The organism is Vibrio sp. 10N.261.51.F11, from assembly GCF_041471665.1.
GTDB lineage: Bacteria > Pseudomonadota > Gammaproteobacteria > Enterobacterales > Vibrionaceae > Vibrio > Vibrio crassostreae_C.
Genome location: NZ_JBFROW010000095.1, coordinates 20,456 through 45,248 on the forward strand (window position 1 = coordinate 20,456; position 24,793 = coordinate 45,248).

Below are 24,793 nucleotides of genomic sequence, written 5' to 3' on the forward strand. Positions count from 1 at the left end.
ATACTCCACTTTATGAAGAAACAACTCATAACAGGTTCAATGCTATTTTCGCTACTTGTGTCGTCATCGGTCATGGCACAAGAAAAGCGTTACGGAGCATCTCCTCAACAGTCGACATGGGAGATGGTAGCCAACACGCCACTTGAATGTCGCTTGGTCCACCCAATTCCAAACTTTGGTGATGCTGAGTTCTCATCTCGCGCGAGTAAAAAAATCATTTTGGACTTTGAGCTTAAAATGCGCCGTCCAATGGGTGCGACGCGCAATGTAAGCTTGATCTCTATGCCGCCACCTTGGCGTCCGGGTGAAAGTGCTGATCGTATGACAACCATTAAGTTCTTCCAGCAATTTGACGGCTATGTCGGCGGTCAAACAGCTTGGGGCATCTTGAGTGAGTTGGAGAAAGGGCGTTATCCGACATTCAGCTACCAAGAGTGGCAGAGCCGAGATCAACGTATCGAAGTGTCGTTGTCGTCGGTGTTGTTCCAAGAAAAATACAATGTGTTCAGTGACTGTGTTGCTAACTTGCTGCCTTACAGCTTTGAAGATATCTCTTTCACTATTTTGCATTACGACCGCAACAGCGACCAGCTGAACAAGTCGTCGCGCAAAAGGCTGAGCCAGATTGCCGATTACGTTCGCTATAACCAAGACATCGACCTTGTGCTGGTGGCAACGTACACCGACTCTGTCGACAGCAAAGGGATTAGCCAAAACCTTTCAGAGCGCAGAGCAGAATCGTTAAGAGAGTACTTCAAATCTCTAGGCCTGCCAGAAGATCGTATCCAAGTGCAAGGCTATGGCAAGCGTCGTCCGATTGCGGACAATAACTCGCCAATTGGTAAAGATAAGAACCGACGTGTTGTGATCTCTTTAGGTCGCACACAGGTTTAAGCTAAACAACAGCTTGTTTTGAAATGACAAAGCCCGTCTTGATGACGGGCTTTTTTATGTTTTAAATTTGGAGTCGTTGTTTTAACGGAACTTGTTTAATTCAAGCGGAAGCGGGCGATCATTTCACAGTTGGTCGCGGTATCGATCTTTTCCACCATAGAGGCAATTTTAGGGTTTGGGTGGCGTTTCATGAAATCGATCAGCGCTTTCTTACAGCAACCAATAGAATCGATAAAGCTTGAACATTGAGTATTAGGGCACTGAGGGATCAGTGTGAGTACCTTTTCAGAAGCCAGTTGAAGATACTTGAGCTCGTATTCAGTGTCGCCAGCCCAACGCCAGAATTGAGCAAGATTGTGGCAAGAAATCACCGAGATCAGTAAGCGTTCATCGGCTTGAATATCGGTGCGTTCTGTAATTTCTTCACTTAAGTTCAAAGCCTGCTGATAATGAAGAATACTTCGTACAGGATCGTCGAGCTGCAATGCAGTATCGGCAAGTAACGTGTGTTTTTCCCATTCGCTAATCATTGTATTACCTCACTAATCAATAGGTGGTTAATTTAAATGATAATCATTATCGTGTAAAGTTTCATCAATGAGATTGTTAAGAATAATTGGTGAAGCATATCGATTATGGGGAGAGTGATAAAAAAGAAGCGAGCATAGTGCTCGCTTCTTTTTTATTTCATCAGGCGTTCAAACTCAACTTCTCAAAGAGGTTAAGGAATTAACCTTCTAGACCTGCGCTTGCTTGTTTGTTCTGAATCAGCTCAATCATGTAGCCATCAGGATCTTTAACGAACGCAATGTGTGTAGAGCCGCCTTTAACCGGACCCGCTTCTCGCGTTACGTTGCCGCCAGCTGCTTTAATCGCATCACACGTTGTGTAGATGTCATCAACACCGATAGCAACGTGACCAAAAGCAGAGCCAAGATCGTATTCCGTGGTGCCCCAGTTGTAAGTCAGCTCAATCACTGCGCCTTGAGATTCGTCGCCAAAGCCAACGAAAGCCAGTGTGTATTCGTACTCTTTGTTTTCGTTCTTACGTAATAGCTGCATGCCCATTACATTGGTGTAGAACTCGATAGACTTGTCTAGATCACCCACGCGTAGCATGGTGTGTAAAATACGACCGTTTGACATGATTTGCTCCTAGCTTGTTATTGGTTGTTTCTTTTATAGCACTATATATGAGCAAGCTCATAAGCAACACCAAAGAGATGATGAGTTTGGTCATATTTTCTTATTCTCATCATCTATCTTACTCTCCCCCTCTGCCTTTTTTCTTATTTGTATTACAATAAATTAAAGAGCGACGGCCTTATTAATTTGTCAGTCACTAGCGCTTAATTCGCAGTTTTGCATAAATAGTAAGTTTGAGTGTTGGTCTTTTTTGTAATGGCCAAGAATGGCCTTGGTTGTTGAATTGTGACTTATATCTCCATCTTGTTGCTGATTTCCTTTCGTTTTTACAATTGGCATCTAACTTTCCATTTTATCAATTTATGATTACGCCAACATCTCCCTGTTTATAGAAAGGTTATTCCGATGTTTTACTTCGTTATTAAGGAATTTTCGATAAAATACGCCGATAACCAATGGTTTTTACGAAAGTGCAAAGGGTGTCTATTTTTTGTGCTTATCTTTTTTAAACAATAGTTTGGGCTTGTATTGTTTGTTTTATGTTTGATGTTTGATGTGGTTGTGTTTTCAAAGTAGTTGTCAAGTGTGTATCAAGTGTATCTTTTGCGATCTTTGCTAAATAGACAATCCTTACTATATAGTTTTTCAAGCGCACCAAATCGACTAAATATTCACTTTTGATTTGTGCGATTTTTCTATCACATAAGAATAAGTATTATTTTATTACATTAGCCTCGGCGTGAGGCATTGATGTGGAGTACTCAAATGACGAGTAAATGGTTTACACAACAAAGTTCAGATGTTTTAAACGAACTGAACGCAGATCAAACGACAGGTTTATTAACTTCTGAAGCGGATGCACGCTTAGAGAAGCACGGCACTAACGAACTGACTGCACAAGAGTCAGCTTCTGCGTGGGAACTGTATATTCATCAATATAAAAACCCACTGATTTTTATTCTAGCTGTTGGTGCAATCGTTTCTTGGTCTACTGGCCACGCGATTGATGCTATTGCTATTGCAGTGATTATCCTTATCAATACTGGTATCGCGTTCTGGCAAGAATTTAAAGCTCAGAAAGGGATGGAAGCGCTAAAAGAAATGGCAGCTCCAGAAGCCGAAGTGATGCGCGATGGTAAATGGATCAGTGTTCCAGCTAAAACCCTCGTTCCTGGTGACATCATCAAAATTAATACTGGCGATATTCTGCCTGCTGATGTTCGTATTCTTGAGTCAAACCGTCTGACGGTAGATGAGGCTGCACTGACCGGTGAATCTGAGCCAGTGAATAAGCAGTCTGAACGCCTTGAAGATGAGACCCTTGGTCTTGGCGATCAGAAAAACATGGGCTTCATGACAACAATCGTGACTACAGGTACAGGCCTTGCTGTGGTAACAAGCACAGGTATGCAAACTGAAGTTGGTCACATCGCTGATATGATGAACCAAACGGAAGAGACGAAAACACCAATGCAAGAGCGTATGGACACCATCGCACTCGCATTATTGGTTGTTGCTCTTGTGGTTGTTGCTATTGTTTGTGCTATCGGTGTTTACCACGGTATGCCATGGTTAGAAATCCTAACAACAGGTATCTCTTTATCGGTTGCCGCTATTCCTGAAGGTTTACCAACGGTGGTTACTATCGTATTAACGATGGGCTCGACTAAGATGGTTAAGAATAATGCTTTGGCTAAACAGCTAGCAGCAATCGAAACGCTTGGTTCTACAACCGTTATCTGTTCAGATAAAACCGGTACGCTAACACAAAACCAAATGCAGGTGATGAAAGCGTACGATGTGTCTGGTCGTTACTGGGATGTGTCAGGTAAAGGTTTTGATCCTAAGGGTGAATTCATTACCAAAGGTCACAATGTCGAAGCGACAAACAGCCCTGCAATGATGAAAGGTCTTGTTGTTGCAACGCTTTGTAACGATGCTGAATATGTAAATGCTGATGGTAAATGGACGGTTCGTGGCAACCCGACAGAAGGTGCACTAATTGTTGCAGCTGCAAAAGCAGGTCTTAAACAAGATGAAATGCTATCAACGGGTGGCTACTCAATCGTTAAGAAGTTCCCGTTCGATTCTGGTCGTAAGATGGCTTCTGTTATCGTTCGTGACCCACAAGGTAAGCACTTCCTAGCATTGAAAGGTGCGCCAGATGTTGTTCTTGGTAAATCAACCAGCTTCATGGTTGACGGTGGTTTCGTACCAACGGTTGGCTGTGAAGTTTCAGGCAACTTGGCTCTCGATACCGCACCGTCTCAAGAGCTTCATTTAAACTTTGAAGCGGCAATCCAAACCTTTGGTGGTGATGCTCTGCGTACACTTGCCGTTGGTTTCCGTGAATTAAAAGAAGAAGAGCTTGAGTTAGATTTCCCTGAGCTTGAAAAAGACGTCAGCATCCTGGGTATCTATGGCATCATGGATCCACCACGCCCAGAAGTACGCGATGCAGTAAATAGCTGTTATAGCGCTGGTGTTCGTACGGTAATGATTACCGGTGACCACGCAGTCACGGCAGCAGCGATTGCTCGTGAAATCGGAATCATCCGTAGCGAAGACGATCTAGTGGTAACGGGTGCTGAGCTTGACCAAATGGATGACGAGAAGCTGTTGTCTATCTGTTCTCAGGTTGCAGTATTTGCCCGTGTTACTCCAGAGCACAAGCTGCGTATCGTAAAAGCGCAGCAAGAGAACAATGAAGTTGCCTCTATGACCGGTGACGGCGTGAACGATGCGCCAGCACTGCGTCGTGCAGACATTGGTGTTGCGATGGGTATTACAGGTACGTCTGTTGCGAAAGACTCAGGTGACCTTATCCTGTTGGATGACAACTTCAGTACTATCGTGAAGGCGGTACGTCAGGGTCGTCAAATTTTCGATAACCTACGTAAGTTTATCCGCCAAGCACTTACAGCGAACGTGGGTGAGGTTTCGGTAATCCTATTTGCATTCCTACTCATGGGACCAGATGTAGTACTTCCGCTAACTCCACTAATGATTTTATGGGTTAACCTCGTTTCTGATGGTCTACCAGCACTCGCACTTGGTGTTGAACCAGAAGAGAAAGATCTCATGGAGCGTAAGCCAGGCAAACGTGACCAAGGCTTCTTCTCTAATGGTCTAGGCGCTCGTATCCTAACTCGTGGTCTCGCATTAGGTGGTCTAAGCTTTGTGACATTCTCTTACGCACTCGACGGTGGTTACAGTGCTCAATACGCACAAACCGTTGCGTTTTTAACACTGATCTTTGCTCAACTTTGGAGCTTGTTCGATGCACGTACGTTTACAACGATTTATCGTAAGAATCCGTTCACTAACCACTACCTACTTGGTGCGGTGGCAGTATCGGCTATCTTGTCTTTAAGCGTTGTGTACACAAGCTTCGGCCAGCTGGTATTCAGCACAGAAGCACTAGAGTTTAATCACTTAATATCGTTAATCTTCATTGCAGCAGTACCAACATTTGTTCTATCTGCTATCAAAGAAGTGACTAAAGTGAAGTTTATCTAAGACAGACTTCTTAGCAAAATAACTGAATCCCGCCAAAAAAGGCGGGATTTTTTATGCCTGTTATCTTGGGGCGCAGAATTAGAAATGAAAACTGATATAGAAGCAGCTTCTAGAGAGTGGCAATAAAAAAGCAGCGCCTTAAGCGCTGCTGTGTTGATTAATTGTTGTGAACGGAAAGACTAATCTTCGCTCTTTTCTTTGAACTCACAGAGATCTTCAATGATACAGCTGCCACAGCGTGGTTTACGTGCGACACAGGTGTAACGTCCATGAAGAATGAGCCAATGGTGGACATCCAGTTTGAATTCTTTTGGGATAACTTTAAGTAGTTTTGCTTCGACATCGTCGACGGTTTTACCCATCGCTAGCTTAGTGCGGTTTGATACACGATAGATGTGAGTATCAACGGCAATCGTTGGCCAACCAAATGCGGTATTTAACACTACGTTTGCTGTTTTACGTCCAACACCTGGAAGGGCTTCTAATGCAGCGCGATCTTCCGGTACTTCACCATTATGTAGGTCAAGCAGCATACGACACGTCTTGATGGTGTTTTCTGCTTTTGAGTTAAATAGGCCGATGGTCTTGATGTACTCTTTTAAGCCATCAACACCTAGGTCGAAAATTGCTTGAGGCGTATTGGCTACAGGGTACAGTTTATCCGTCGCCTTGTTCACACTGACATCGGTTGCTTGTGCAGACAATAGAACGGCAATCAGCAGTTCGAATGGGCTGTTCCAGTTAAGCTCAGTCTCTGGCTTTGGATTGTTTTCTCTTAAACGCTCAAGTATTTCTACTCGTTTTACATTGTTCATAGCGACATTACTTTCAAATAGTTAGGGCATGAAGCTTGGATTGCTTCTGCTTTATCATCGGTTACGCGCTCTTATGAGCGTCATTATTATATGTACTGTTTAGATCTGATTTGCCCCGCTGAGTGATTGAGCCAACTCAGCGGGGTTTAAGCTAATTTAACTTATTAGGCATTGGTAACGCGAGCGCGTTCAATGACTGGTTTTTCTTGTTTTGGTTGTCTAGATTTTGCTTGGTTATCGATGATGTTTTTCAAAGCAATTAAGAAACCAACACCAATGAAGGCACCCGGTGGAAGCAGGGCTAACAAGAAGCTGTTATCAAATTGGAATATCTGGATTCGTAATACCGAAGCCCAGTCACCAAGCAGCAGGTCTGCGCCATCAAATAGAGTGCCGTTACCAATAATCTCACGCATCGCACCTAACACAACCAATACCGATGTCATGCCTAGACCCATCCAGAAACCATCTTGAGCCGCTGGTAGCACTTCATTCTTTGAAGCGAAGGCTTCCGCACGACCAATGATGATGCAGTTGGTTACAATCAGCGGGATGAAGATACCCAAAGAGAGGTAAAGCCCATAGGCGTAAGCGTTCATCAGTAATTGAACACACGTTACTAGCGAGGCAATGATCATTACGAATACTGGGATACGCACTTCTTTTGGCACATGGTTACGAACCAAAGAAACAGAAACGTTTGAGCCGACCAGTACAAGCAAGGTAGCAATACCTAGCCCAAGTGCGTTAGTGACTGTTGACGATACAGCCAGCAGCGGACATAACCCAAGAAGTTGTACTAGGGCAGGGTTATTGGCCCACATGCCATTTTTGATCAGTGTTTTATGGTCACTCATTATTCACCACCACAATTTAGAGGTTGAGCAAGCAATGCTTGGTTGTTTTGGTTAACGTATTGAACCGCTTGTTTGACTGACTTCACGACCGCTCTTGGTGTGATGGTTGCGCCAGTAAACTGGTCAAAGTCACCACCGTCTTTACGAACCTTCCAACGGTCAAGATTAGAATCTGTTACTTGTTTGCCTGCAAACGAAAGTATCCAATCACTTACACGCAAATCAATCTTATCACCCAAACCTGGAGTTTCTTGGTGAGAAAGCACGCGAGTACCTAAAATAGTACCGTCGATCTTCATTCCAACAATCACTTTAATCGCGCCGTTGTAGCCGTCTGGGGCAATCGCTTCGATCGCAATCGCACTCGGCTCACCATTGATTTTAGCAATGTAAGCCGGCATCGCTTGCTCAGTACCAAGCTCTTCTGCTTGAACCAAAGTACAAGACGAAAACAGCTCGTTGTCGTGCAGATCGTGTGGGATCACTTGGTTAAGAACAGACAGTAACTGAGCCTGTTCTTGTTGTTTGATCTGATCTTTGGTCAGGTAGTGAGTTACCGCGACCAATCCCGTCGAAGCACACGCAAAAATCGCGAGTACAAGGCCGTTTTTCTTAATTGCATTTAGCATGGTATCCGCTCCCTTTAGTGGCCGTATGTACGAGGTTTGGTGTAGTAGTCAATCAGTGGAACACACATGTTGGCTAACAATACAGCAAACGCCACGCCATCAGGGAAACCACCCCAACTGCGGATGATAAATACCAAACCGCCGATCAGAGCGCCAAACACTAAGCGACCTTTCACTGTTGTTGATGCTGAAACTGGGTCGGTCGCAATAAAAAATGCGCCGAGCATAGTCGCACCAGACAATAGATGAATGGTTGGAGAAGCAGTTTCACCTGGAGTTAAGATTAAGAACACTAGGCTAAACAGCGCAAGGCTGCCGATGAAAGCCACAGGAATATGCCATTGAATCACGCGTTGCTTAATAAGTACCAAGCCACCAATTAGGTAGGCAAGGTTCACCCACTCCCAACCCACGCCAGCTAGCCAGCTGAATTGCGGTTGAGACAGAGCTTCAGAAGCGGTGTTGCCTGCCGTTAATGCGGTTTTAAATGCATCAAGCGGCGTCGCCATTGTGGTGCCATCTATACCTAAACGAGCTTGCTGTAGAGACAGCCCCTCATTGTTGAAGCCTGTAAAGATCATCAAAAATGAGTCAACAAAACTCGTTGCTTCAGCTGTTAAACTGGTCGGTGCATTCCAACTGGTCATCTGAACTGGGAATGAGATCAACAAAACAACGTAAGCGACCATCGCTGGGTTAAATGGATTTTGCCCAAGTCCGCCGTATAGGTGTTTCGCTATGACAATTGCGAAGAACATACCTATCACTAGAATCCACCACGGAGAGTGCGGAGGAATCGCGACACTAAGTAGCCAAGCGGTGACAACAGCACTGTAATCACGTAGCGCCATCACTGGCGGGCGCTTTCTTAGCAGCATGATTGCTGCTTCAAAGGTAATCGCAAGTGCGATAGCAAATACTAACTGGATGAGCGTACCCCATCCGAAGAAGTAGGTTTGAGCTAGTAGACCTGGCAATGCACAAATAGCGACCCATTTCATAAGATCTGGGGTGCTTCTACGACTGTGTGCGTGCGGTGAGCTGGCGATAAAGAAGGCCACTACTCTTTCTCCTCATTATTCTTTTTATCTAGCTCTTGCTGTGCTTTTCTTGCTTTAGCACGAGCAATAGCGGCAGCAACAGCTGCTTTCTTAGGATCGACTGGTTCTTGTTGAGTTTCAGCCTTTACTTCAACTGCAGGTTCAACCACAGATTCAGGCGTTTCTGCTGATTCTTCCTGTTTCGCTTGTTGTGCCTTTCTTGCTTTAGCGTGAGCGATTGCGGCAGCAACGGCTGCTTTTTTAGGATCGACGGGTTCTGATTGAGTTTTAGCTTCAACCTCAATCACTGGCTCAGGAGTTTCTGCTGCTTCGTCTTGCTTAGCTTGTTGAGCTTTCTTGGCTTTAGCGCGAGCGATGGCTGCAGCAACAGCGGCTTTCTTAGGATCGACTGGCTCTTGTTGAGTTTCAGCTTCAACTTCAATCACTGACTCAGGAGTTTCCGCTTGCTTAGCTTGCTGTGCTTTTTTCGCTTTAGCGCGAGCAATGGCCGCAGCGACAGCATCTTTCTTAGCGTCGCCAGTACTTTCAGTCGGAGCATCAGAAGCTGATTCTGCTTGTTGAGCTTTCTTGGCTTTAGCACGAGCAATAGCCGCAGCGACAGCATCTTTCTTAGCGTCGCCAGTACTTTCAACCGGAGCTTCGGAAGCTGATTCTGCTTGTTGAGCCTTCTTCGCTTTAGCACGCGCGATAGCCGCAGCGACAGCATCTTTCTTAGCATCGCCAGAGCTTTTAGCTGGAGCTTCACTTTCGGTTTGAGCAGCTGATTCCGCTTGTTGAGCTTTCTTCGCTTTAGCACGAGCAATGGCCGCAGCGACAGCATCTTTCTTGGCGTCGCCAGTACTTTCAGCCGGAGCCTCGGAAGCTGAACCTGCTTGTTGGGCTTTCTTGGCTTTAGCGCGAGCAATAGCCGCAGTGACAGCATCTTTCTTGCCATCACCTGAGCTTTCTGCAGGAGTATCAGCGGCTGCTTGTTGTGCCTTGCGCTCTCGAGCTTGACGTTTACGTTCTTCACGCAATTTCGACATTTCAGAGTTGTCTGGTTCAGCGCCATCCGCTTTCTGAGCCGCAGCTTGTTTCGCTTTTGCCTTCGCAATAGCAGCAGCTACCGCAGGTTTCACTGCTGGTTCTGCATTAGGAGCTTGGTCTGCCGCGGCTTTTTGCGCTTTAACGCGAGCAATCGCAGCTGCAATCGCATCATCACCATCCGCAGACTTCATATCTTTACGACGGTTGTCAGCAGCTTTCTTGAAGCGGTTTTCACGTTCTGCTTTGTCGCGCTCCATACGAGCGTTTTTCTCTTCGAAACGAATCTTGGCGCGCTCAGCAGCTGTCGCTTCATCTTTTCTTGTTTTGATTTCGGCTTTCGCTTGGCGATAGTACTGAACAAGAGGGATTTCACTTGGGCAGACAAACGCACAAGCACCACATTCAATACAGTCTTTAATATTCAGCTCTTCACACTTATCCAACTCGTTGGCTTTGGCGTGCCATTGCAGTTGTTGAGGAAGTAGAGACGCAGGACAAGCTTCGGCACATGCACTGCATCGAATACATTCCATCTCGTAAGTGCTTGGTGAAATCTCACGGCGCGTTGGCGCTAAAATACAGTTCGATGTTTTGGTAATTGGCACATTGGCATGTGGCAAGGTGAAGCCCATCATAGGGCCGCCCAAAATCAAACGCGGCAGTTTTTTATCGGCCTTGTAGCCAAACTCTTCAAGTAACTCATGTACTGGTGTGCCTAGTAGCGCCCAAACGTTACGAGGTTGCTTAAAGGTCTTACCGGTTAAAGTCACCACACGGTTAACCACAGGTTCACCGTCAATTACCGCTCGCTTAATAGAATAAAGAGAACCGACGTTCTGAACCAAAACACCAATATCTGCAGGAATACCGCCAGCTGGGACCTCTTTATTGGTGAGGATCTTGATCAGTTGCTTCTCGCCACCAGAAGGATACTTAGTTGGGATAACACGAATGACGATATCTTTGTCTTTCGCTGCAATCTCAAGTGCTTTTATCGCGTCTGGTTTGTTGTCTTCGATGCCGATAACCGTCAGCTTTGGTTGAAGAATGTGTTCAACCACTTCGATGCCTTTTAATACTTCGTCGGCATGTTCTTGAAGCAACTTGTCATCAGAGGTGATGTAAGGTTCACATTCCGCAGCATTGACGATCAAAATGTCGGTACGACCTAAACCTGATTGAAGCTTCTTAGCCGTAGGGAAGCCTGCGCCGCCCATGCCCGAAATACCAGCTTGGCGAATCACATCTAGCAGTTCGTCAGAAGTCTTTGTCGAAAAATCTTCAACTGGATTTTTTTCAATCCAAGTGTCTAAGCCATCAGGTTTAATAACCACACATATTTCGCTCAAGCCTGAAGGATGAGCGGTAGTTCGCGGTTCGATAGCGGTAATCACACCCGATGTTGGTGCGTGTACTGGCAAAGTAAAACCTGTGTCTAAGGCCGTAAGTTGCTGACCTTTTAACACAGTGTCGCCAGCAGCAACCAATAGGTTCCCCGGCTTACCGATGTGCTGTTTCACAGGAAGAACGATTTCTTCTGGAAGCCTTGCGTGGACGATATCAGTAGTATTCGACTGTTTCTTGTTTTCAGCAGGGTGCACGCCACCAGGGAAGTTCCAAATAGAGCCCGTGCGAATTTGTTCAATTAAAGAGATCATACTAACCCTATGCTTTAGGCTCTGACGCGGTCGCATCAGTCGCTTGGTTAGTGATATCAGTAACAGGAATGATGTTCATCTGCCATTTCCAATTTTCAGTCGTTGTTGCCACTGGAATCATTTCAATACAGTCAGTAGGGCACGGTGCGACACATAGATCACAACCTGTACATTCATCTTTAATTACTGTGTGCAGTGCCTTGGTGCCACCAACAATGGCGTCAACAGGGCAGGCTTGAATACACTTGGTACAGCCGATACACATATCTTCGTGAATGAAGGCAACGGTTTTTACTTTGTTATCTAAGTCATGAGCGGAGTCTTCAACTTCTACGCCCATTAAATCTGCTAGCTTCTCAATGGTTGCTTGGCCGCCCGGAGGACATTTGTTGATCTTGTCTCCGTTAGCGATCGCCTCTGCGTATGGGCGACAGCCAGGGTAGCCACACTGGCCACATTGAGTTTGCGGTAAAATGGTGTCGATTTGATCGACGATAGGATCAGCTTCAACTTTAAAACGGATAGAAGCAAAGCCCAAAATAGCGCCAAAAACAGCGGCTAAAACGGCTAGCGCAATGATCGCAATTAAAATGGTACTCATGTTTATTTCACCAACCCAGTAAAGCCCATGAATGCCAGAGACATTAGGCCTGCTGTGATCATCGCAATCGATGCGCCTTTGAAGGGCATTGGAACATCAGCAACCGCAATACGTTCACGCATCGCAGCAAATAGGATCAATACAAGAGAGAAACCCACCGCAGCGCCAAAACCATAGATGATCGACTGAATGAAGTTGTGGTTTTCATTGATGTTCAAAAGTGCCACACCTAATACCGCACAGTTGGTGGTGATAAGAGGCAGGAAGATACCCAATAGGCGATAAAGAGTCGGGCTGGTTTTGTGAACGACCATTTCCGTAAATTGAACGACCACCGCGATAACCAAAATGAAGCTCATGGTACGCAGGTATTCAATACCCAGAGGGGTAAGGATGTAGGTTTCTACTAGGTATGCAGATACCGACGCTAACGTCAGAACGAAAGTCGTCGCGAGGCCCATGCCAATCGCAGTCTCCAGTTTCTTGGAGACTCCCATGAAAGGACATAGCCCTAAAAACTTCACTAGCACAAAGTTATTGACCAGCACTGTGCCAACCAACAACAAAAGGTATTCGGTCATAATGGATTAATTCTTGAGATTCCGATCCCGATATTATCCTGCTTTGCTCACCTAATAACAACCAAGGATCACTAGGGATTTAGACACTTGGTGAAAAAATCAACGGGTAACCGTTTGATTAAGATGGATCAGGTTAAGTATAGGTGGGTATTTGCGGGGAATGAAAAATAAGATTAACTCAATGATAACTCATCGAATCAATCCTATTTTCTTTGTTGTAAAAAGTGTCGAGGAACGAAATGACTTAGTCTTTATGAACCTGAGCTTTCTCAATTAATGTTTCGAACAGAGGCTCTGCGCACCAAAATTGGCATAAATAGCTTATGTTCCGTGTGTTCTTTTGGCTCGTCACTTGCGAGTTGCAGAGAGAGCTTAACCGCTTGATTAGCCATGACTTGAATTGGGTAACGAATGGTGGTCAATCGAGGGTAGATGAAGCGAGCAATGTGGCCGTCATCAAACCCAATAACTGATATATCTTCTGGAATACGAACGCCATTTTCTTGTAATAACGCCAAACAGCCTGCTGCCATGTAGTCGTTATACGTGGCAATGGCTGTGATATCTGTGTTTTTTGCCATTAAGTTAACCATGGCTTGCTCACCGCCTAGCTCGTCAGGTTCACCATATTCGATGTACTCATCGTTCGATTCAATACCGTGATCTTTCAATGCATCCAAATAGCCACCTAAGCGGTCGTGAGCATCTTCAATATCGTGACTCGAGCAGATGTAGCCAATGTGCTTGTGGCCGTTTTTAATCAAATACTCAGTCGCGATGTAAGAGCCGCGGCGGTTGTCGAGAGCAATACAGCGGTGTTCGATATCGGGAACAATTCGGTTGATGAGAACTAAGCCGGGCACTTCATTGGCTAGCTTAACCAATTCTTCGTCGCTAATGCCTTTGCTATGAACCACGAGTGATTCGCAGCGGCTGTTGATCAGCAAGTTAATCGCATTACGCTCTTTGGTCGCGTCATGGTAGCCGCTGCCAATCAGTAGCTGCTTTTCTTGCTCACTTGCCACGGTATCAATGGCTTTGATCATCGAGCCGAAGAACGGGGCAGAAACATCATTAACCAGTACACCAATCGCGTTTGAAGATTTGCTGACCAATGCACGGGCGTTGGCATTTGGGCGATAGCCGAGTTTTTCCATAGCGGCTTTTACCGCCGCAATTGCGGTTTCACTGGTGTGAGGTGCATTGTTGATTACTCGAGAGGTGGTCGCGATTGATACGCCTGCTTCCTTCGCAACATCTTTAATGGTAGCCATTCCGCTCTCTTATTCTGAATATAATGCTGTGTGCTGGTGGTTGGACATTTAACAACGGATAGTTAGGCAATTCAAATATTAAACATCAAATATGACGAGGTTTGATGGTTTATTTTTGATTGGCTGACTAGTTTGAAAATAATAAGCCAAGCTCTAGATTTGAGCTTGGCTTTTGAGTCACATTGGCGTGTGAGCTGTTGTCGCGTGAAGTAAGGTAATCACAGGTAACCCAAAGTAATAGGGGAACCAAGTGGCTTAGAGCAAGCCGCTTGGTCCGAATCTACTTACGATGCGCTTGTTAGCGTAACCTGATAACGATATTGATTGTCGGTGAGTTGAAACTCTTGGTGAACACTTGGACTCCAAGAATCATCACCACCAACACCCATATGTTGGTGATCTACGCGTACATAGATTTTCTCTTCACGAGTCAGGTCATTGGTATGCTTAGCATCCGTTAATTGTTGCTGGCTGTACTGACTCACACTGAATGAAAAATCGCCTTCGATCCCGATATTTCCTACATTCAAGTTTTTGGTTCCGCAACGTAACCCGCTATCGGTTGGGAATATATACGGCGTATGCATCTGATCCAGTGTCTGTTTGTGTAAACCGAATCGAGCAGCAGCCAAACGGTCTGGATAGTTTTCAAAAGGACCTAATCCCAGCCACGATACTGGAGTTTCATTGGCAGTTTCGAGTGGTAAAGGTAGCTCCATCTCAAGACCAATGCGTGGCATCGGTGGTAAGTGATCGGCTAAGTTGACATCAACCGCGATATTCATTTCGCCTAGGTTATTTAAGGTGTATTGCCATTTGGTAATCGCTTGGATTTGGCCATTAAATTGGTAGGCGAATACTGACGCCACTTGTACTGAGTCTGCGAGCGCTTGCACGACACAACTTGTACACTGACGCTCCCATTGACCAATGCCTGCAAGTTCCCAGCGACAAGCCCATGCATTTGGGTCGATGTTGTCTATCTCACTGATACCAATGTCGTTATCAAGTGGCGCGCGATAGAAGTTATCGACAGGTGCCTTGATAACTTGCGGTTGCCCATCAACGATCCAGTGGGTCAACAATCCACTCTCTGTATCCCATTGCCATTGATGTGTTTCATCTAGGCTAGACACGACCACTTTATTGTCTTGCTGATGTAACTGGGGAGCCAAAGCATTTGCCGTGATCGGGAGTTGCAAGCCAGCATGGTTACGTAAAGCAAATTGCTCCGTCGCACAAACATGGCCTTCTTCTGCCCACTTGGTTGAATGAGTCAGAGTAATATCGGTGTTGAGATGATATTCGGCTTGTGCTTTTGGTGTGAAAGCGAGGTCAATTACCAGCTCTTGTTTACTATCTTCAGCAACGGATAAGACTTGTTGCCCTGATTGAATCACGATGCCATTTTCGAGCAATTGCCAGCGTAAGATTTCATTGTCAGTCGCTCGGAACAGGTTTTCATTGGTTACCGTTAGGCGGCATTGATCTTCAGTTTGCTCTGCTAACGTCACATTGATCATTCTCTGGCAGTATTTCGCCTCTTCCAAGGTCGGGTGTACGCTGCGATCTGGGAAGATCAAACCGTTGATGCAGAACTGACGGTCGTTGATGACATCGCCAAAGTCTCCACCGTAGGCCCAGAAGTGTTCACCGTTTTCATCCCATTGGCTTAGTCCTTGGTCAACCCAATCCCAGATGAAACCGCCTTGTAGGCGAGGATATTCTCGGAATGCATCCCAGTAATCATTAAAGCTACCCAAACTGTTACCCATTGCGTGTGCGTATTCACAAAGAATAAGCGGGCGTTGCTCGTTAGGCAGAGAAACCCATTTCTTGATAGACCATTTTGGAACGGCATCGTCTTCGATAGTGCTGTTAACGCGTGCGTACATTGGCGCAATGATATCGGTCGCTGTGGTATTTGAACCACCGCCTTCATACTGTACCGGGCGAGAAGGATCGTACTGTTTCGACCAAGCATACATCGCATTGTGGCTGCTGCCGTGCCCTGACTCGTTGCCCAAAGACCAGATGATGATAGAAGGGTGGTTCTTATCACGCATGACCATTTGCGTATAGCGACTCATATAAGCGTGTGCCCATTGCGGATCCGCAGACAAGCGATTCATAGGCTGCATGCCATGGGTCTCGATGTTCGCTTCATCACACACATATAAACCGTATTCGTCACACAGCTCGTACCATCGTGGGTGGTTAGGGTAGTGAGCGGTGCGCACAGCATTGAAGTTGTACTGCTTCATTAGACAGATATCGCGGATCATGTCTTCTTCTGTCATCACATGCCCCAACTCTGGGTGATGCTCATGACGGTTGACGCCGCGAATCAATAGCGGTTTGCCGTTTAGCTTTAGCTGACCGTCTGTCATTTCGACTTTACGGAATCCAACTTGATAAGCTTCACTTTCTATGTGGTTACCTTGCCTATCAAGCAATGACACGACAATTCGGTAAAGGTTAGGAACTTCTGCGCTCCATTTCTTCGGATCTCGAACATGAAGAGTTTGGAATACCACATCATCGTAGGTGCCACGCTCGTCAATTCGTCGATTATGAGGGCGATCGATAAGCGGTTCAGTCACCGCGTTTTCACCGTCAAACAGTTGAACCTGAACTTGGTAAGTGTCTGGTGCCGTAATTTTGGTGACAATAGACAGTGAACCATCGCGATAGCATGCGTCTAAGTCCGGCGTAACGAACACATCTTCAATGCACTGCTTTGGTTTAGCTAGTAAGGTCACATCACGGAAAATACCGCTTAGCCACCACATATCTTGGTCTTCTAAATAGCTACCATCACACCAACGTATCACCATGACAGAAAGCGTATTGTCGCCAACCGTTAGATACTGAGTTAAGTCGAACTCGGCAGGTAAGCGGCTATCTTGGCTGTAACCAACCCAATTGCCATTACACCAAAGATGAAAAGCGGAATTGACGCCATCAAAGATAATACGTTGGGTGTTCTTTAGGTCATTTTTAGTCAACGTAATTTGAGTGCGGTAACAACCGGTTGGGTTTTCTGCCGGTACAAACGGTGGGTTCACTTCAAATGGGTATTTTACGTTGGCGTAGATAGGTTTATCGTAGCCTTGCATTTGCCAGTTCGATGGTACGGTAATCTCGTCCCATTGTGAGTCATTGAAACTTGTTTCGATAAATTCACCGTCAACTTGTTCAGGTGCATCAAAGTATTTGAACTTCCATTGTCCATTAAGAGATTTACGTTGTGACTCAATGCCGTCTCGAGCGTGCTTAAGGTTGCGGTAGCTTGATAATGGGCTGTGCGCATTAAGGCAGTGGATATTCACAGACTGTGGGTTTTCCCAATCGCGTCTTTGGATGATGTTTGAAAATGCCTTCATGGTATTCCTACTCTTAAAGTGTTCAATATGGGTAATAATTCTATTAAGTCATCGGTCTTTTAAGCCGTGATGACCGTTATCAAATCGTTGGTTATGCGTATTGTTCTGTTGGCTTATTCAGCTATTCAGCGAGCTGTTTTAATAAATAATCTTTTGCTTCGGGTATGCCCTGTTCGGCCGCTTGATTAGCAATAAATGCAGCTTGTTTGATGTCATTGTTGTTTAGGGCTTGGTCAATGTCTTTTTGGATATTCAGCCATTGCGCCTTTTGATTGGTTTCAATTGTCTGATTTGATGGTTGAGAAACTTGCTTTGAACCTAAGGTTTCGGGTTCATTGTCGGATGAAACACCAAGCTCAGCCAATAGAGTCAAAACCGCACTGTTTGTTGATTTGCTCGCCGTAACATCAATGACACCTACGTAGCTCAACGTCGCAGTCAACGGCAGTTGCTTATTGCCAATAACCTGCTGAGATTCTGAATACAGATCTTCAGGATGAATTCGATTGATGGCGCTATCTAACTTAGTGCTATCGGCGCTGACCACAATAAATTGCGCGTTGTCTCGTTGAGGTTCGAGTGCAATTGATGCTTCAATTCTTTCTAACCCTTGCATCGTTGTCGGGTAGTAAGTGAAGTCGTTAGTACTGTATTGACCAAGCAGTCGCCATTGTTTGTCAAAGACATAAATAGACGGTGCGAATAGCGCATCATTTTTAATGTATGAACGAATGAGCAAGGACAGCGATTCTGTCGTGTCACTGATTTGGTACGCGATGGTCGGAAAGCGTTGGCTATCCGCTTGTGTATTGTCATTTAACAATGAAGAGGAAAGGGTCGGTAAATGACCGTCCATAATCACTTGTTGGTGGAATGGAACAGACAATTGCGTCATTGGCAGCGCACTTAGCTGAGAGCAGCATGCACTCTCATTGAAATCAGTATTAAGTTCCTTTTCAGGTATTCCGCTGCATGCGCTAACTGTGAGTGCCGCGACAATGATCACCAATGATTTTAATTTCATCTGATTGCTACCTTAGTAAAGGGGAAAACATCGGCTTTCCCCGTTAAATTGCTATTCCAGTGTTGAGCGTCAATTCGTTGATTGAACAGACGCTCGGGTGTGGTGGTTTACCACCAAGTCTCTACGTTGAAACCAAAGGTAATCTCGTCAACAGTCTCGGCATTGATGCTTGTTGCCGTTCCATAAGTCTCGTTACCACGATCCCATTCGTTGTTGGATTCAGAGTACGTCGCAAAAATACGAATAGATGGACGAGCCCATACCCCTTTTCCAGCTTGGAACATTTGAGCCACGGTCACTTTATACATATCGTTGGTGCCCGAGCCGTTTTGAGCTTCTACCGTTTCGTAACCCACCTCTAATGCTGTCGACATGTAATCTGTCCAAGCATATTGAGGACGAGCTCCGACACTGAACCACTTCTCACCATCGTTGTTATCTAGGTTTTTGTCTTGATAAGCGATGGAGTACATCACTTGAACATCTTCACTGATATTCAAGTCACCGTGGTTAAATAGGCGCCAGCTAGAACCATCGTGTTCCACACCCGTGCTGTATTTTCTGTTTGATCCACCTTCAGCACTCATTAATCCACCTGCCAACGCATCGGTACCATATTGGAAGGCCAAGGTGTTTGAACCGTAGTTCCAAGCTTGACGGTAAAGAGCAGAGAGCATTGCGCCAGAAGTAGTAATGTCTTTATCGTCGTAGCTTGAGTTCTGCGTGGTTACGTAGTTTAGGCCGAGTGTTAGGTCTGCTGTTTCACTTAGCTCAATGCCACTTAAGCGGGCATCGATGTTATGAAGGCTGCGTCCATCGTCACTTGAAGAGTTTGGTGCCATCCAAGCTAAGTGAGCATCAGCAAAGCCGAGATCCCAATCTTCAATACCAAGACCGGTGCTGGATGTATCCCAGTACTTCACATCTATCATGTGGACTTCGTGGCGACGGTAAAAACGTTCACCTGCCCAAATTTTTGCGTTGGGTTGGCCGTCGATAAGCCCATGGCCTGCTGACCAAAGCTGAATCGTACTCACGTCTCCCCAGCTATCTCCACTGCCTAGATAAATCGTGGTGTCAAAATAGGCGTCATTGTCACGCCATACATCGGCTTTCACTCCCGCTTCCCACCAATTTAGTTCATTACCTAAACGGTAGTTACCGTAACCTTGGCCCGCTCGAATAACGTCGTTGCGTTCTCCTTTGCCGTCGTTATGTTGGTCATTATCGGTGTAGATGTTTCCCCATTTTGCATAACCAAAATACGTTACGTTCTCCACTGCAGCGAAGCTGACTAATGGGGCGAGGGACAGAGTGAATCCTAATGCTTTGACTAGCATTTTTTGTTTCATGAAGTGTCTCCATTATTTTTTATTTATGGATATTTTTATGTTTGAGTCCTAACTCGAGCGAGAGTGTAAATAAACTCTGGAAACGTTTTCATGATGAAGTTGGCATTTTTATGCTATTGATGGGTTTGTGATTATTTTGTGTGATTTTGATCTGATTATTGGGCTTGTATAGGTGTTTTTACGCTAGGTTTTGTGATTTTAAAGTGGAATCGTTTTCTTTACTCAGTGCTATGTGGTGGTTTAGAGGGAGTGATTATGCTGTTGGTTGTCTTGGAATTTGAGGTGAAGCGGGTTTGAGGTACTTTGAGTGTCGGGTTGTTCGAGGGCTTTGAGGAAAAGCAGCCCAGTTAATGATAACTGGGCTCGTGAGACAAGGAAGTAAGTATCAAAGCAAATGCAGCAGCAAGGCTACAAGCATCGTGTTCTGTACCGTCAAGCTGGAATGTAAAAGTTAGGACCCAGAGAGACACTTCATAGATGTACTCGAAGATCTAAGAATACGAGTGTGATGTGATCAGTTCAAGAGGAAATGTATTTTAGCCTATGTGTTAATGGGAACTTTGATTTAATATACTGAATTTAAAAGATTAAATTGCCATTAATTATCGTTTTATATTGCTTTATTTAGAGTGGAAAGTTCAATTCTACCTAGAGGTAGGCAATATGAGATGGAATGGTGGTCAATCTAAATCTTTGAATTAGGAGCTATTTACCAAAGTTATCAGTCTTGAATATTTACTGGAAACGTTTTCATGATTTCGAGTTTGATCACAGAAACTCTGGGCTTAATAATTATGATACGGGGTAATTAAACGCGTTAAGGTTAAAAAAATGACGAATAAATCCCTAATTGATATTACCGGTCAACACTCGCAACTGATTGTAGAACTTGGCGATTTTGCCGAAATTCTTCATTGGGGAGCTCCCGTTCGTGGTGATTTAGCTAGCTTCCGTGTTTCTCTTGAAAGACCGGTTCCATACGGCCGCCTTGATAATGATGTTGCTATGTCTCTGAGCCCAGAGCTCGGGCGCGGTGTTTTCAGCAGTCCGGCATTAGAAGGGCACCGAGACGGATTGGACTGGGCGCCTGTTTTCTCTATTACGGATGTTCAACAAACACCATCTAGCCTAATCATTGAGAGTGAAGATATACGTGCAGGCTTACGTTTAACAACCGAGTTATGCCTCGATAAACATGATGTTGTGAAATCTCGTCACACCTTAACCAACGTTAAAGCCGGCCTTTATCAGGTGAACCGTCTCGCCAATACTTTGCCATTACCAGCAAGAGCTAATGAGTTGATGACGTACTACGGCCGCTGGGTACATGAGTTCCAAACGGTGCGTCAACCCTTACAGCAAGGGGGCTATCAGCAAGAAAATCGTCGCGGAAGAACGTCTCATGAACATTATCCAGCGATGGTTGTCGGTACCGCTAACTTTAATGAAATGGCAGGTGATGTGTGGGGGATTCACTTCGCTTGGAGTGGTAACCACAGACTGCGCGCGGATGTAAAAGCAGACGGTCGTCGCTACGTGCAAGCGGAAGTTATTTATCTACCGGGTGAGATTACATTGGATGAAGGTGAAAGCTTAACGACACCTTGGTTATATGCCAGTTTCAGTTCGGAAGGCTTAAATGGAATGAGCCATCAGTTCCACTCCCATGTGCGTTGTTCCATCTTGCCGGAGTCTTTCGCACAAAAGCCTCGACCTATCCATCTTAATACTTGGGAAGGCATCTATTTTGACCATGATCCTGATTATATTATGTCGATGGCTAGCCAAGCCGCGGATATGGGAGTAGAGCGTTTTATCATTGACGATGGCTGGTTCAAAGGGCGCTGCGGAGACAAGGCTGCGCTAGGGGATTGGTTCTTAGATGAAGAAAAATACCCAAATGGTTTAGATCCGATAGTTGAGCACGTTAATCAGTTGGGTATGGAGTTTGGATTGTGGTTCGAACCTGAGATGATCAATAAGGATTCTGACTTATACCGAGCCCATCCAGACTGGTTGCTTGCGGTTGACGGCTATGACCAACCAACGGGTCGTAATCAATATGTTATCGATCTTCAGAATCAACAAGCATTCGACTTTTTGTTTGAGCGTCTTGACCACTTCTTAAGTCAGTACAACATTGCTTACATTAAGTGGGATATGAACCGAGAAGTTGTACAACCTGCGCATCTAGGCAGGGCTGCGGCTCATCAACAAACCGCTCGTTATTATGAGTTGGTCGATAAAGTCCGAGAGAAGCACCCAATGGTTGATATTGAATCGTGTGCGGCTGGTGGTGGTCGTATCGATTTTGAGGTTCTTAAGCGTACGCAACGTTTTTGGGCGTCTGATAACAATGACGCGCTGGAAAGACAAACGATTCAGCGTGGGATGAGTTACTTCTTCCCCCCTGAGGTAATGGGAAGCCATATTGGTGCGAGCCAATGCCACAGCACTCGTCGTCGTCATAGTATTGAGTTTCGTGGTCTAACAGCACTGTTTGGTCATATGGGGATTGAATTAGATCCTGTGAAAGAAGTGCAAGAAGAGAAGCAGGGCTTTGAACACTACATCAAGCTACATAAGATGCTGCGCCCGTTACTGCATAGCGGGAGAACTTGGCGAGTTCCAACGGACGATAGTGCCCATCAAATCCATGCGGTCGTCTCCGAAGATGTGTCAGAAGCTGTGGTGATGATTGCACAGCTTGCGATGCCAACCAATTCATTGAGTGGTCATTTGCGTATACCTGGGCTAGATCCACAAAGTTTATACAAGGTATCTGTGATTGATAAACCGTCAAATTACGATGATATTGTGAATTATCAACCGCCATGGACAGAGTCTTGCTGTGAATTATCAGGTGCTTGGTGTGCCGAGGTGGGGCTGACGATGCCAATACTTGACGCAGAAACAGCGATGCTGATTAAGTTTGAACGTATCGAGTAAGTTTTAGCATAGGCTTTATATTTGATGAACCGCGTAGGTGAAATTACGCGGTTTTTTATTGCCTTTAATAAGCCGTCATGAACTATCAAATCAATTTGATGTGCCCGTATAGATTGGAGAACTGTAGGTATTCCCAGCGTGATACTGTACTTATGTAATCGTTCTCATGCGTTACTTCACACAATGAACTGTTTTGAGCACTTTAATTAGCGATATTCTCTATCAATTCGAGGGTTTTATTGTTCGATCTCTCACTTTGGATATTTGACTGAAAACGTTTCCATGGAGTGGTTGTTGATCACAGTATCTGTTCGTTGGAATGGTTACATTAGCATCGGACTTGATACTTGAGTGTTTTAAGAAGCGACCACAGAGTGGCTCTAAAACAGAACTTGAGTGGATAAATTATTATAAATAAAAGGTAAGCGTTTCAACGTCTGTTAGGAGATGAAGTTACGCGCCTGAAGGAAATACTATGTCTGATCAAATTACTCTACAAACCAAATTATCGTATGGACTTGGGGCTTTAGGTAAAGACTTTGCCTGTGCTCCAATCTACATCTTCTTAATGTTTTACTTCACCGATGTTGCTGGGCTGTCAGCGGCATTTGTGGGTACTATCTTTTTGGCCGCGCGCATTGTCGACGCGGTGACCGACCCAATGATGGGCGTTATCGTTGATAACACACGCTCTAAGTTTGGTAAATTCCGTCCTTGGATAGTGATTGGAACCCTGTTAAATGCTGTAGTGCTTGTTGGTCTTTTTAGTACGCATATGTTTGAAGGCACTACGTTATACATTTATGCAGCGGCTGCTTATATTCTGTGGGGCCTTACGTACACTATTATGGACATTCCATATTGGTCTTTGATTCCTGCACTATCGAGCTCTCGTCAAGAACGTGAAAAGTTGGTTGTTTGGCCACGATTATTTGCTAGCTTGGCGTGGTTTATTACGGGTACTTACGGGCTACATATTGTCGGTAAACTGGGTGACGGCGACCAAGGACAAGGTTTCTTCAACGTTGCTATGTTGATTGCTGTGCTGTTCGTGATGAGTGCATTCTTGATTGCTCGCAACGTAAAAGAAAAATCGGCACCAGCAAATGCGAAACCAGCTGAGCGTTTCAGCTTTAAAGATGTAATGGTTATCATTGGTAAGAATGACCAACTAAAAGCACTTATTGGTACCGTATTGTCGTTCCAAATAGCAAACTTGTTGGTGGGTGGTTTTGCGATTTACTACTTCTCTTACGCTTTAGGCAACGCTGACTTGTTCCCCGTTTATATGATGGTGGCAGGTATCGCTGAAGTTGCAGGCGTATTCTTGTTCCCTCGTATTGCATCAGTGTTACCACGCAAACACCTATGGGTTATCGCTTGTGGCTTCCCAGTGCTGTCTTGTACCACTCTACTTATCATGGGCTTTATCGCTCCAGGTAACGCGATTCTAATCGGTATCGCAGGTGCTGCTATCAAGTTTGGTGTGGGTATCGCTAACGCACTGCAAACTGTAATGCTTGCCGATGTTGTTGATTACGGTGAACACAAAACGGGTCGTCGCAGTGAGAGTGTTATCTTCTCTGTTCAAACTATGCTTGTTAAGTTTGCAGGCGCGGCTGGTGGTTTTATTGTTGGTATGGGCTTGTCTGTGGTGGGTTATGTACCAAACGTGGAACAGTCTGACAGCACTATCATGGGACTGCAGTTTATGATGGTAGGTTTACCAGCGATTCTAATGACGGTAAGTGCTCTTGTTTATAAGCGCTACTACCACCTGCATGAAGGATTTGATCAAGACCAAGCCGGTAAAGAGACTCAGACAAATGTTGTTACAGCAGAAGCATAACCGCTAAACGACGTCTAATCTAGAATAAAGCTCAGTTTAGTCACTAAGCCCAAACGCCTCCTTGTGAGGCGTTTTTTTATGGATGTGAGTTAATCAAAGCTGTGCCTGTAGGGCTTTTGTTTCGACTAAAACGCAAAAAGCCGCATCGAATGATGAAGTGACCCCGTAAAGT

17 protein-coding genes are annotated in these 24,793 nt (G+C 45.1%); 4 read left to right on the forward strand and 13 right to left on the reverse strand.

Going from position 1 to position 24,793, the window contains the following annotated elements; all coding sequences use genetic code 11:
- Positions 1-12: 12 nt before the first annotated feature.
- Entirely contained in the window at positions 13-894 is an 882-nt protein-coding gene (motY, locus tag AB4351_RS21350) for a flagellar protein MotY (protein ID WP_017063457.1), read from the forward strand.
- Positions 895-989: 95 nt separating this feature from the next.
- Here motY and AB4351_RS21355 read toward each other — a convergent pair whose 3' ends face one another.
- Positions 990-1,424: a DUF2753 domain-containing protein gene (locus tag AB4351_RS21355; RefSeq protein ID WP_004734047.1), complete on the reverse strand. Its 435-nt coding sequence runs from the start codon at positions 1,422-1,424 to the stop codon at positions 990-992.
- 199 nt (positions 1,425-1,623) lie between these two features.
- Positions 1,624-2,040, reverse strand: coding sequence for a lactoylglutathione lyase (gene gloA, locus AB4351_RS21360; RefSeq protein ID WP_004734046.1), 417 nt, complete (start codon positions 2,038-2,040; stop codon positions 1,624-1,626).
- A gap of 765 nt (positions 2,041-2,805) precedes the next feature.
- On the opposite strand from gloA, the gene AB4351_RS21365 reads away from it, so the two are divergent.
- Positions 2,806-5,559, forward strand: coding sequence for a cation-transporting P-type ATPase (locus tag AB4351_RS21365; RefSeq protein ID WP_136981685.1), 2,754 nt, complete (start codon positions 2,806-2,808; stop codon positions 5,557-5,559).
- Positions 5,560-5,738: 179 nt separating this feature from the next.
- Here the strand turns inward: AB4351_RS21365 and nth are convergent, their stop codons facing one another.
- The 11 genes from nth to AB4351_RS21420 all read right to left on the reverse strand — a co-directional run bounded on the left by nth (position 5,739) and on the right by AB4351_RS21420 (position 19,823).
- A complete protein-coding gene (gene nth / locus AB4351_RS21370) occupies positions 5,739-6,374 on the reverse strand; it encodes an endonuclease III (RefSeq protein WP_048610522.1) in 636 nt (211 codons plus the stop codon).
- Between the two features lie 164 nt (positions 6,375-6,538).
- Positions 6,539-7,231: an electron transport complex subunit E gene (locus AB4351_RS21375; RefSeq protein ID WP_012603531.1), complete on the reverse strand. Its 693-nt coding sequence runs from the start codon at positions 7,229-7,231 to the stop codon at positions 6,539-6,541.
- Positions 7,231-7,860, reverse strand: a complete 630-nt coding sequence (rsxG, locus tag AB4351_RS21380) for an electron transport complex subunit RsxG (RefSeq protein WP_012603532.1) — start codon at positions 7,858-7,860, stop codon at positions 7,231-7,233. Before rsxG ends, AB4351_RS21375 begins: the two co-directional genes overlap by 1 nt.
- A gap of 14 nt (positions 7,861-7,874) precedes the next feature.
- Positions 7,875-8,921 carry an electron transport complex subunit RsxD gene (gene rsxD, locus AB4351_RS21385; RefSeq protein WP_372127109.1) on the reverse strand — a complete coding sequence of 349 codons (1,047 nt, stop codon included), beginning with the start codon at positions 8,919-8,921 and terminating at the stop codon, positions 7,875-7,877.
- Positions 8,921-11,605 (reverse strand): electron transport complex subunit RsxC, encoded by a 2,685-nt coding sequence (rsxC, locus tag AB4351_RS21390; protein WP_372127111.1) that lies wholly within the window; start codon positions 11,603-11,605, stop codon positions 8,921-8,923. The genes rsxD and rsxC overlap by 1 nt, the downstream gene beginning before the upstream one ends.
- 7 nt (positions 11,606-11,612) lie before the next feature.
- Positions 11,613-12,206, reverse strand: a complete 594-nt coding sequence (rsxB, locus tag AB4351_RS21395) for an electron transport complex subunit RsxB (protein ID WP_004734040.1) — start codon at positions 12,204-12,206, stop codon at positions 11,613-11,615.
- A gap of 2 nt (positions 12,207-12,208) precedes the next feature.
- The gene (gene rsxA / locus AB4351_RS21400) at positions 12,209-12,787 is read right to left on the reverse strand and encodes an electron transport complex subunit RsxA (protein ID WP_004734039.1); all 579 of its coding nucleotides are present in this window, start codon (positions 12,785-12,787) and stop codon (positions 12,209-12,211) included.
- 269 nt (positions 12,788-13,056) lie between these two features.
- Positions 13,057-14,061 (reverse strand): substrate-binding domain-containing protein, encoded by a 1,005-nt coding sequence (locus AB4351_RS21405; RefSeq protein WP_136973536.1) that lies wholly within the window; start codon positions 14,059-14,061, stop codon positions 13,057-13,059.
- Between the two features lie 284 nt (positions 14,062-14,345).
- Entirely contained in the window at positions 14,346-17,447 is a 3,102-nt protein-coding gene (locus tag AB4351_RS21410) for a beta-galactosidase (RefSeq protein WP_136981689.1), read from the reverse strand.
- Positions 17,448-17,568: 121 nt separating this feature from the next.
- Positions 17,569-18,471 carry a MalM family protein gene (locus tag AB4351_RS21415; RefSeq protein ID WP_372110616.1) on the reverse strand — a complete coding sequence of 301 codons (903 nt, stop codon included), beginning with the start codon at positions 18,469-18,471 and terminating at the stop codon, positions 17,569-17,571.
- A gap of 107 nt (positions 18,472-18,578) precedes the next feature.
- Positions 18,579-19,823 carry a carbohydrate porin gene (locus tag AB4351_RS21420; protein ID WP_102321134.1) on the reverse strand — a complete coding sequence of 415 codons (1,245 nt, stop codon included), beginning with the start codon at positions 19,821-19,823 and terminating at the stop codon, positions 18,579-18,581.
- Between the two features lie 831 nt (positions 19,824-20,654).
- On the opposite strand from AB4351_RS21420, the gene AB4351_RS21425 reads away from it, so the two are divergent.
- Positions 20,655-22,772: an alpha-galactosidase gene (locus AB4351_RS21425; RefSeq protein WP_372127114.1), complete on the forward strand. Its 2,118-nt coding sequence runs from the start codon at positions 20,655-20,657 to the stop codon at positions 22,770-22,772.
- Positions 22,773-23,247: 475 nt separating this feature from the next.
- The gene (gene melB, locus AB4351_RS21430) at positions 23,248-24,621 is read left to right on the forward strand and encodes a melibiose:sodium transporter MelB (RefSeq protein ID WP_102394332.1); all 1,374 of its coding nucleotides are present in this window, start codon (positions 23,248-23,250) and stop codon (positions 24,619-24,621) included.
- Positions 24,622-24,793 lie beyond the last annotated feature (172 nt).

Bases quoted from the DNA above. Each gene is read 5' to 3' on its own strand.
- motY (WP_017063457.1), top strand. From the start codon at position 13: ATGAAGAAACAACTCATAACAGGTTCAATGCTATTTTCGCTACTTGTG.
- AB4351_RS21355 (WP_004734047.1), bottom strand. From the start codon at position 1,424: ATGATTAGCGAATGGGAAAAACACACGTTACTTGCCGATACTGCATTG.
- gloA (WP_004734046.1), bottom strand. From the start codon at position 2,040: ATGTCAAACGGTCGTATTTTACACACCATGCTACGCGTGGGTGATCTA.
- AB4351_RS21365 (WP_136981685.1), top strand. From the start codon at position 2,806: ATGACGAGTAAATGGTTTACACAACAAAGTTCAGATGTTTTAAACGAA.
- nth (WP_048610522.1), bottom strand. From the start codon at position 6,374: ATGAACAATGTAAAACGAGTAGAAATACTTGAGCGTTTAAGAGAAAAC.
- AB4351_RS21375 (WP_012603531.1), bottom strand. From the start codon at position 7,231: ATGAGTGACCATAAAACACTGATCAAAAATGGCATGTGGGCCAATAAC.
- rsxG (WP_012603532.1), bottom strand. From the start codon at position 7,860: ATGCTAAATGCAATTAAGAAAAACGGCCTTGTACTCGCGATTTTTGCG.
- rsxC (WP_372127111.1), bottom strand. From the start codon at position 11,605: ATGATCTCTTTAATTGAACAAATTCGCACGGGCTCTATTTGGAACTTC.
- rsxB (WP_004734040.1), bottom strand. From the start codon at position 12,206: ATGAGTACCATTTTAATTGCGATCATTGCGCTAGCCGTTTTAGCCGCT.
- rsxA (WP_004734039.1), bottom strand. From the start codon at position 12,787: ATGACCGAATACCTTTTGTTGTTGGTTGGCACAGTGCTGGTCAATAAC.
- AB4351_RS21405 (WP_136973536.1), bottom strand. From the start codon at position 14,061: ATGGCTACCATTAAAGATGTTGCGAAGGAAGCAGGCGTATCAATCGCG.
- AB4351_RS21410 (WP_136981689.1), bottom strand. From the start codon at position 17,447: ATGAAGGCATTTTCAAACATCATCCAAAGACGCGATTGGGAAAACCCA.
- AB4351_RS21415 (WP_372110616.1), bottom strand. From the start codon at position 18,471: ATGAAATTAAAATCATTGGTGATCATTGTCGCGGCACTCACAGTTAGC.
- AB4351_RS21420 (WP_102321134.1), bottom strand. From the start codon at position 19,823: ATGAAACAAAAAATGCTAGTCAAAGCATTAGGATTCACTCTGTCCCTC.
- AB4351_RS21425 (WP_372127114.1), top strand. From the start codon at position 20,655: ATGACGAATAAATCCCTAATTGATATTACCGGTCAACACTCGCAACTG.
- melB (WP_102394332.1), top strand. From the start codon at position 23,248: ATGTCTGATCAAATTACTCTACAAACCAAATTATCGTATGGACTTGGG.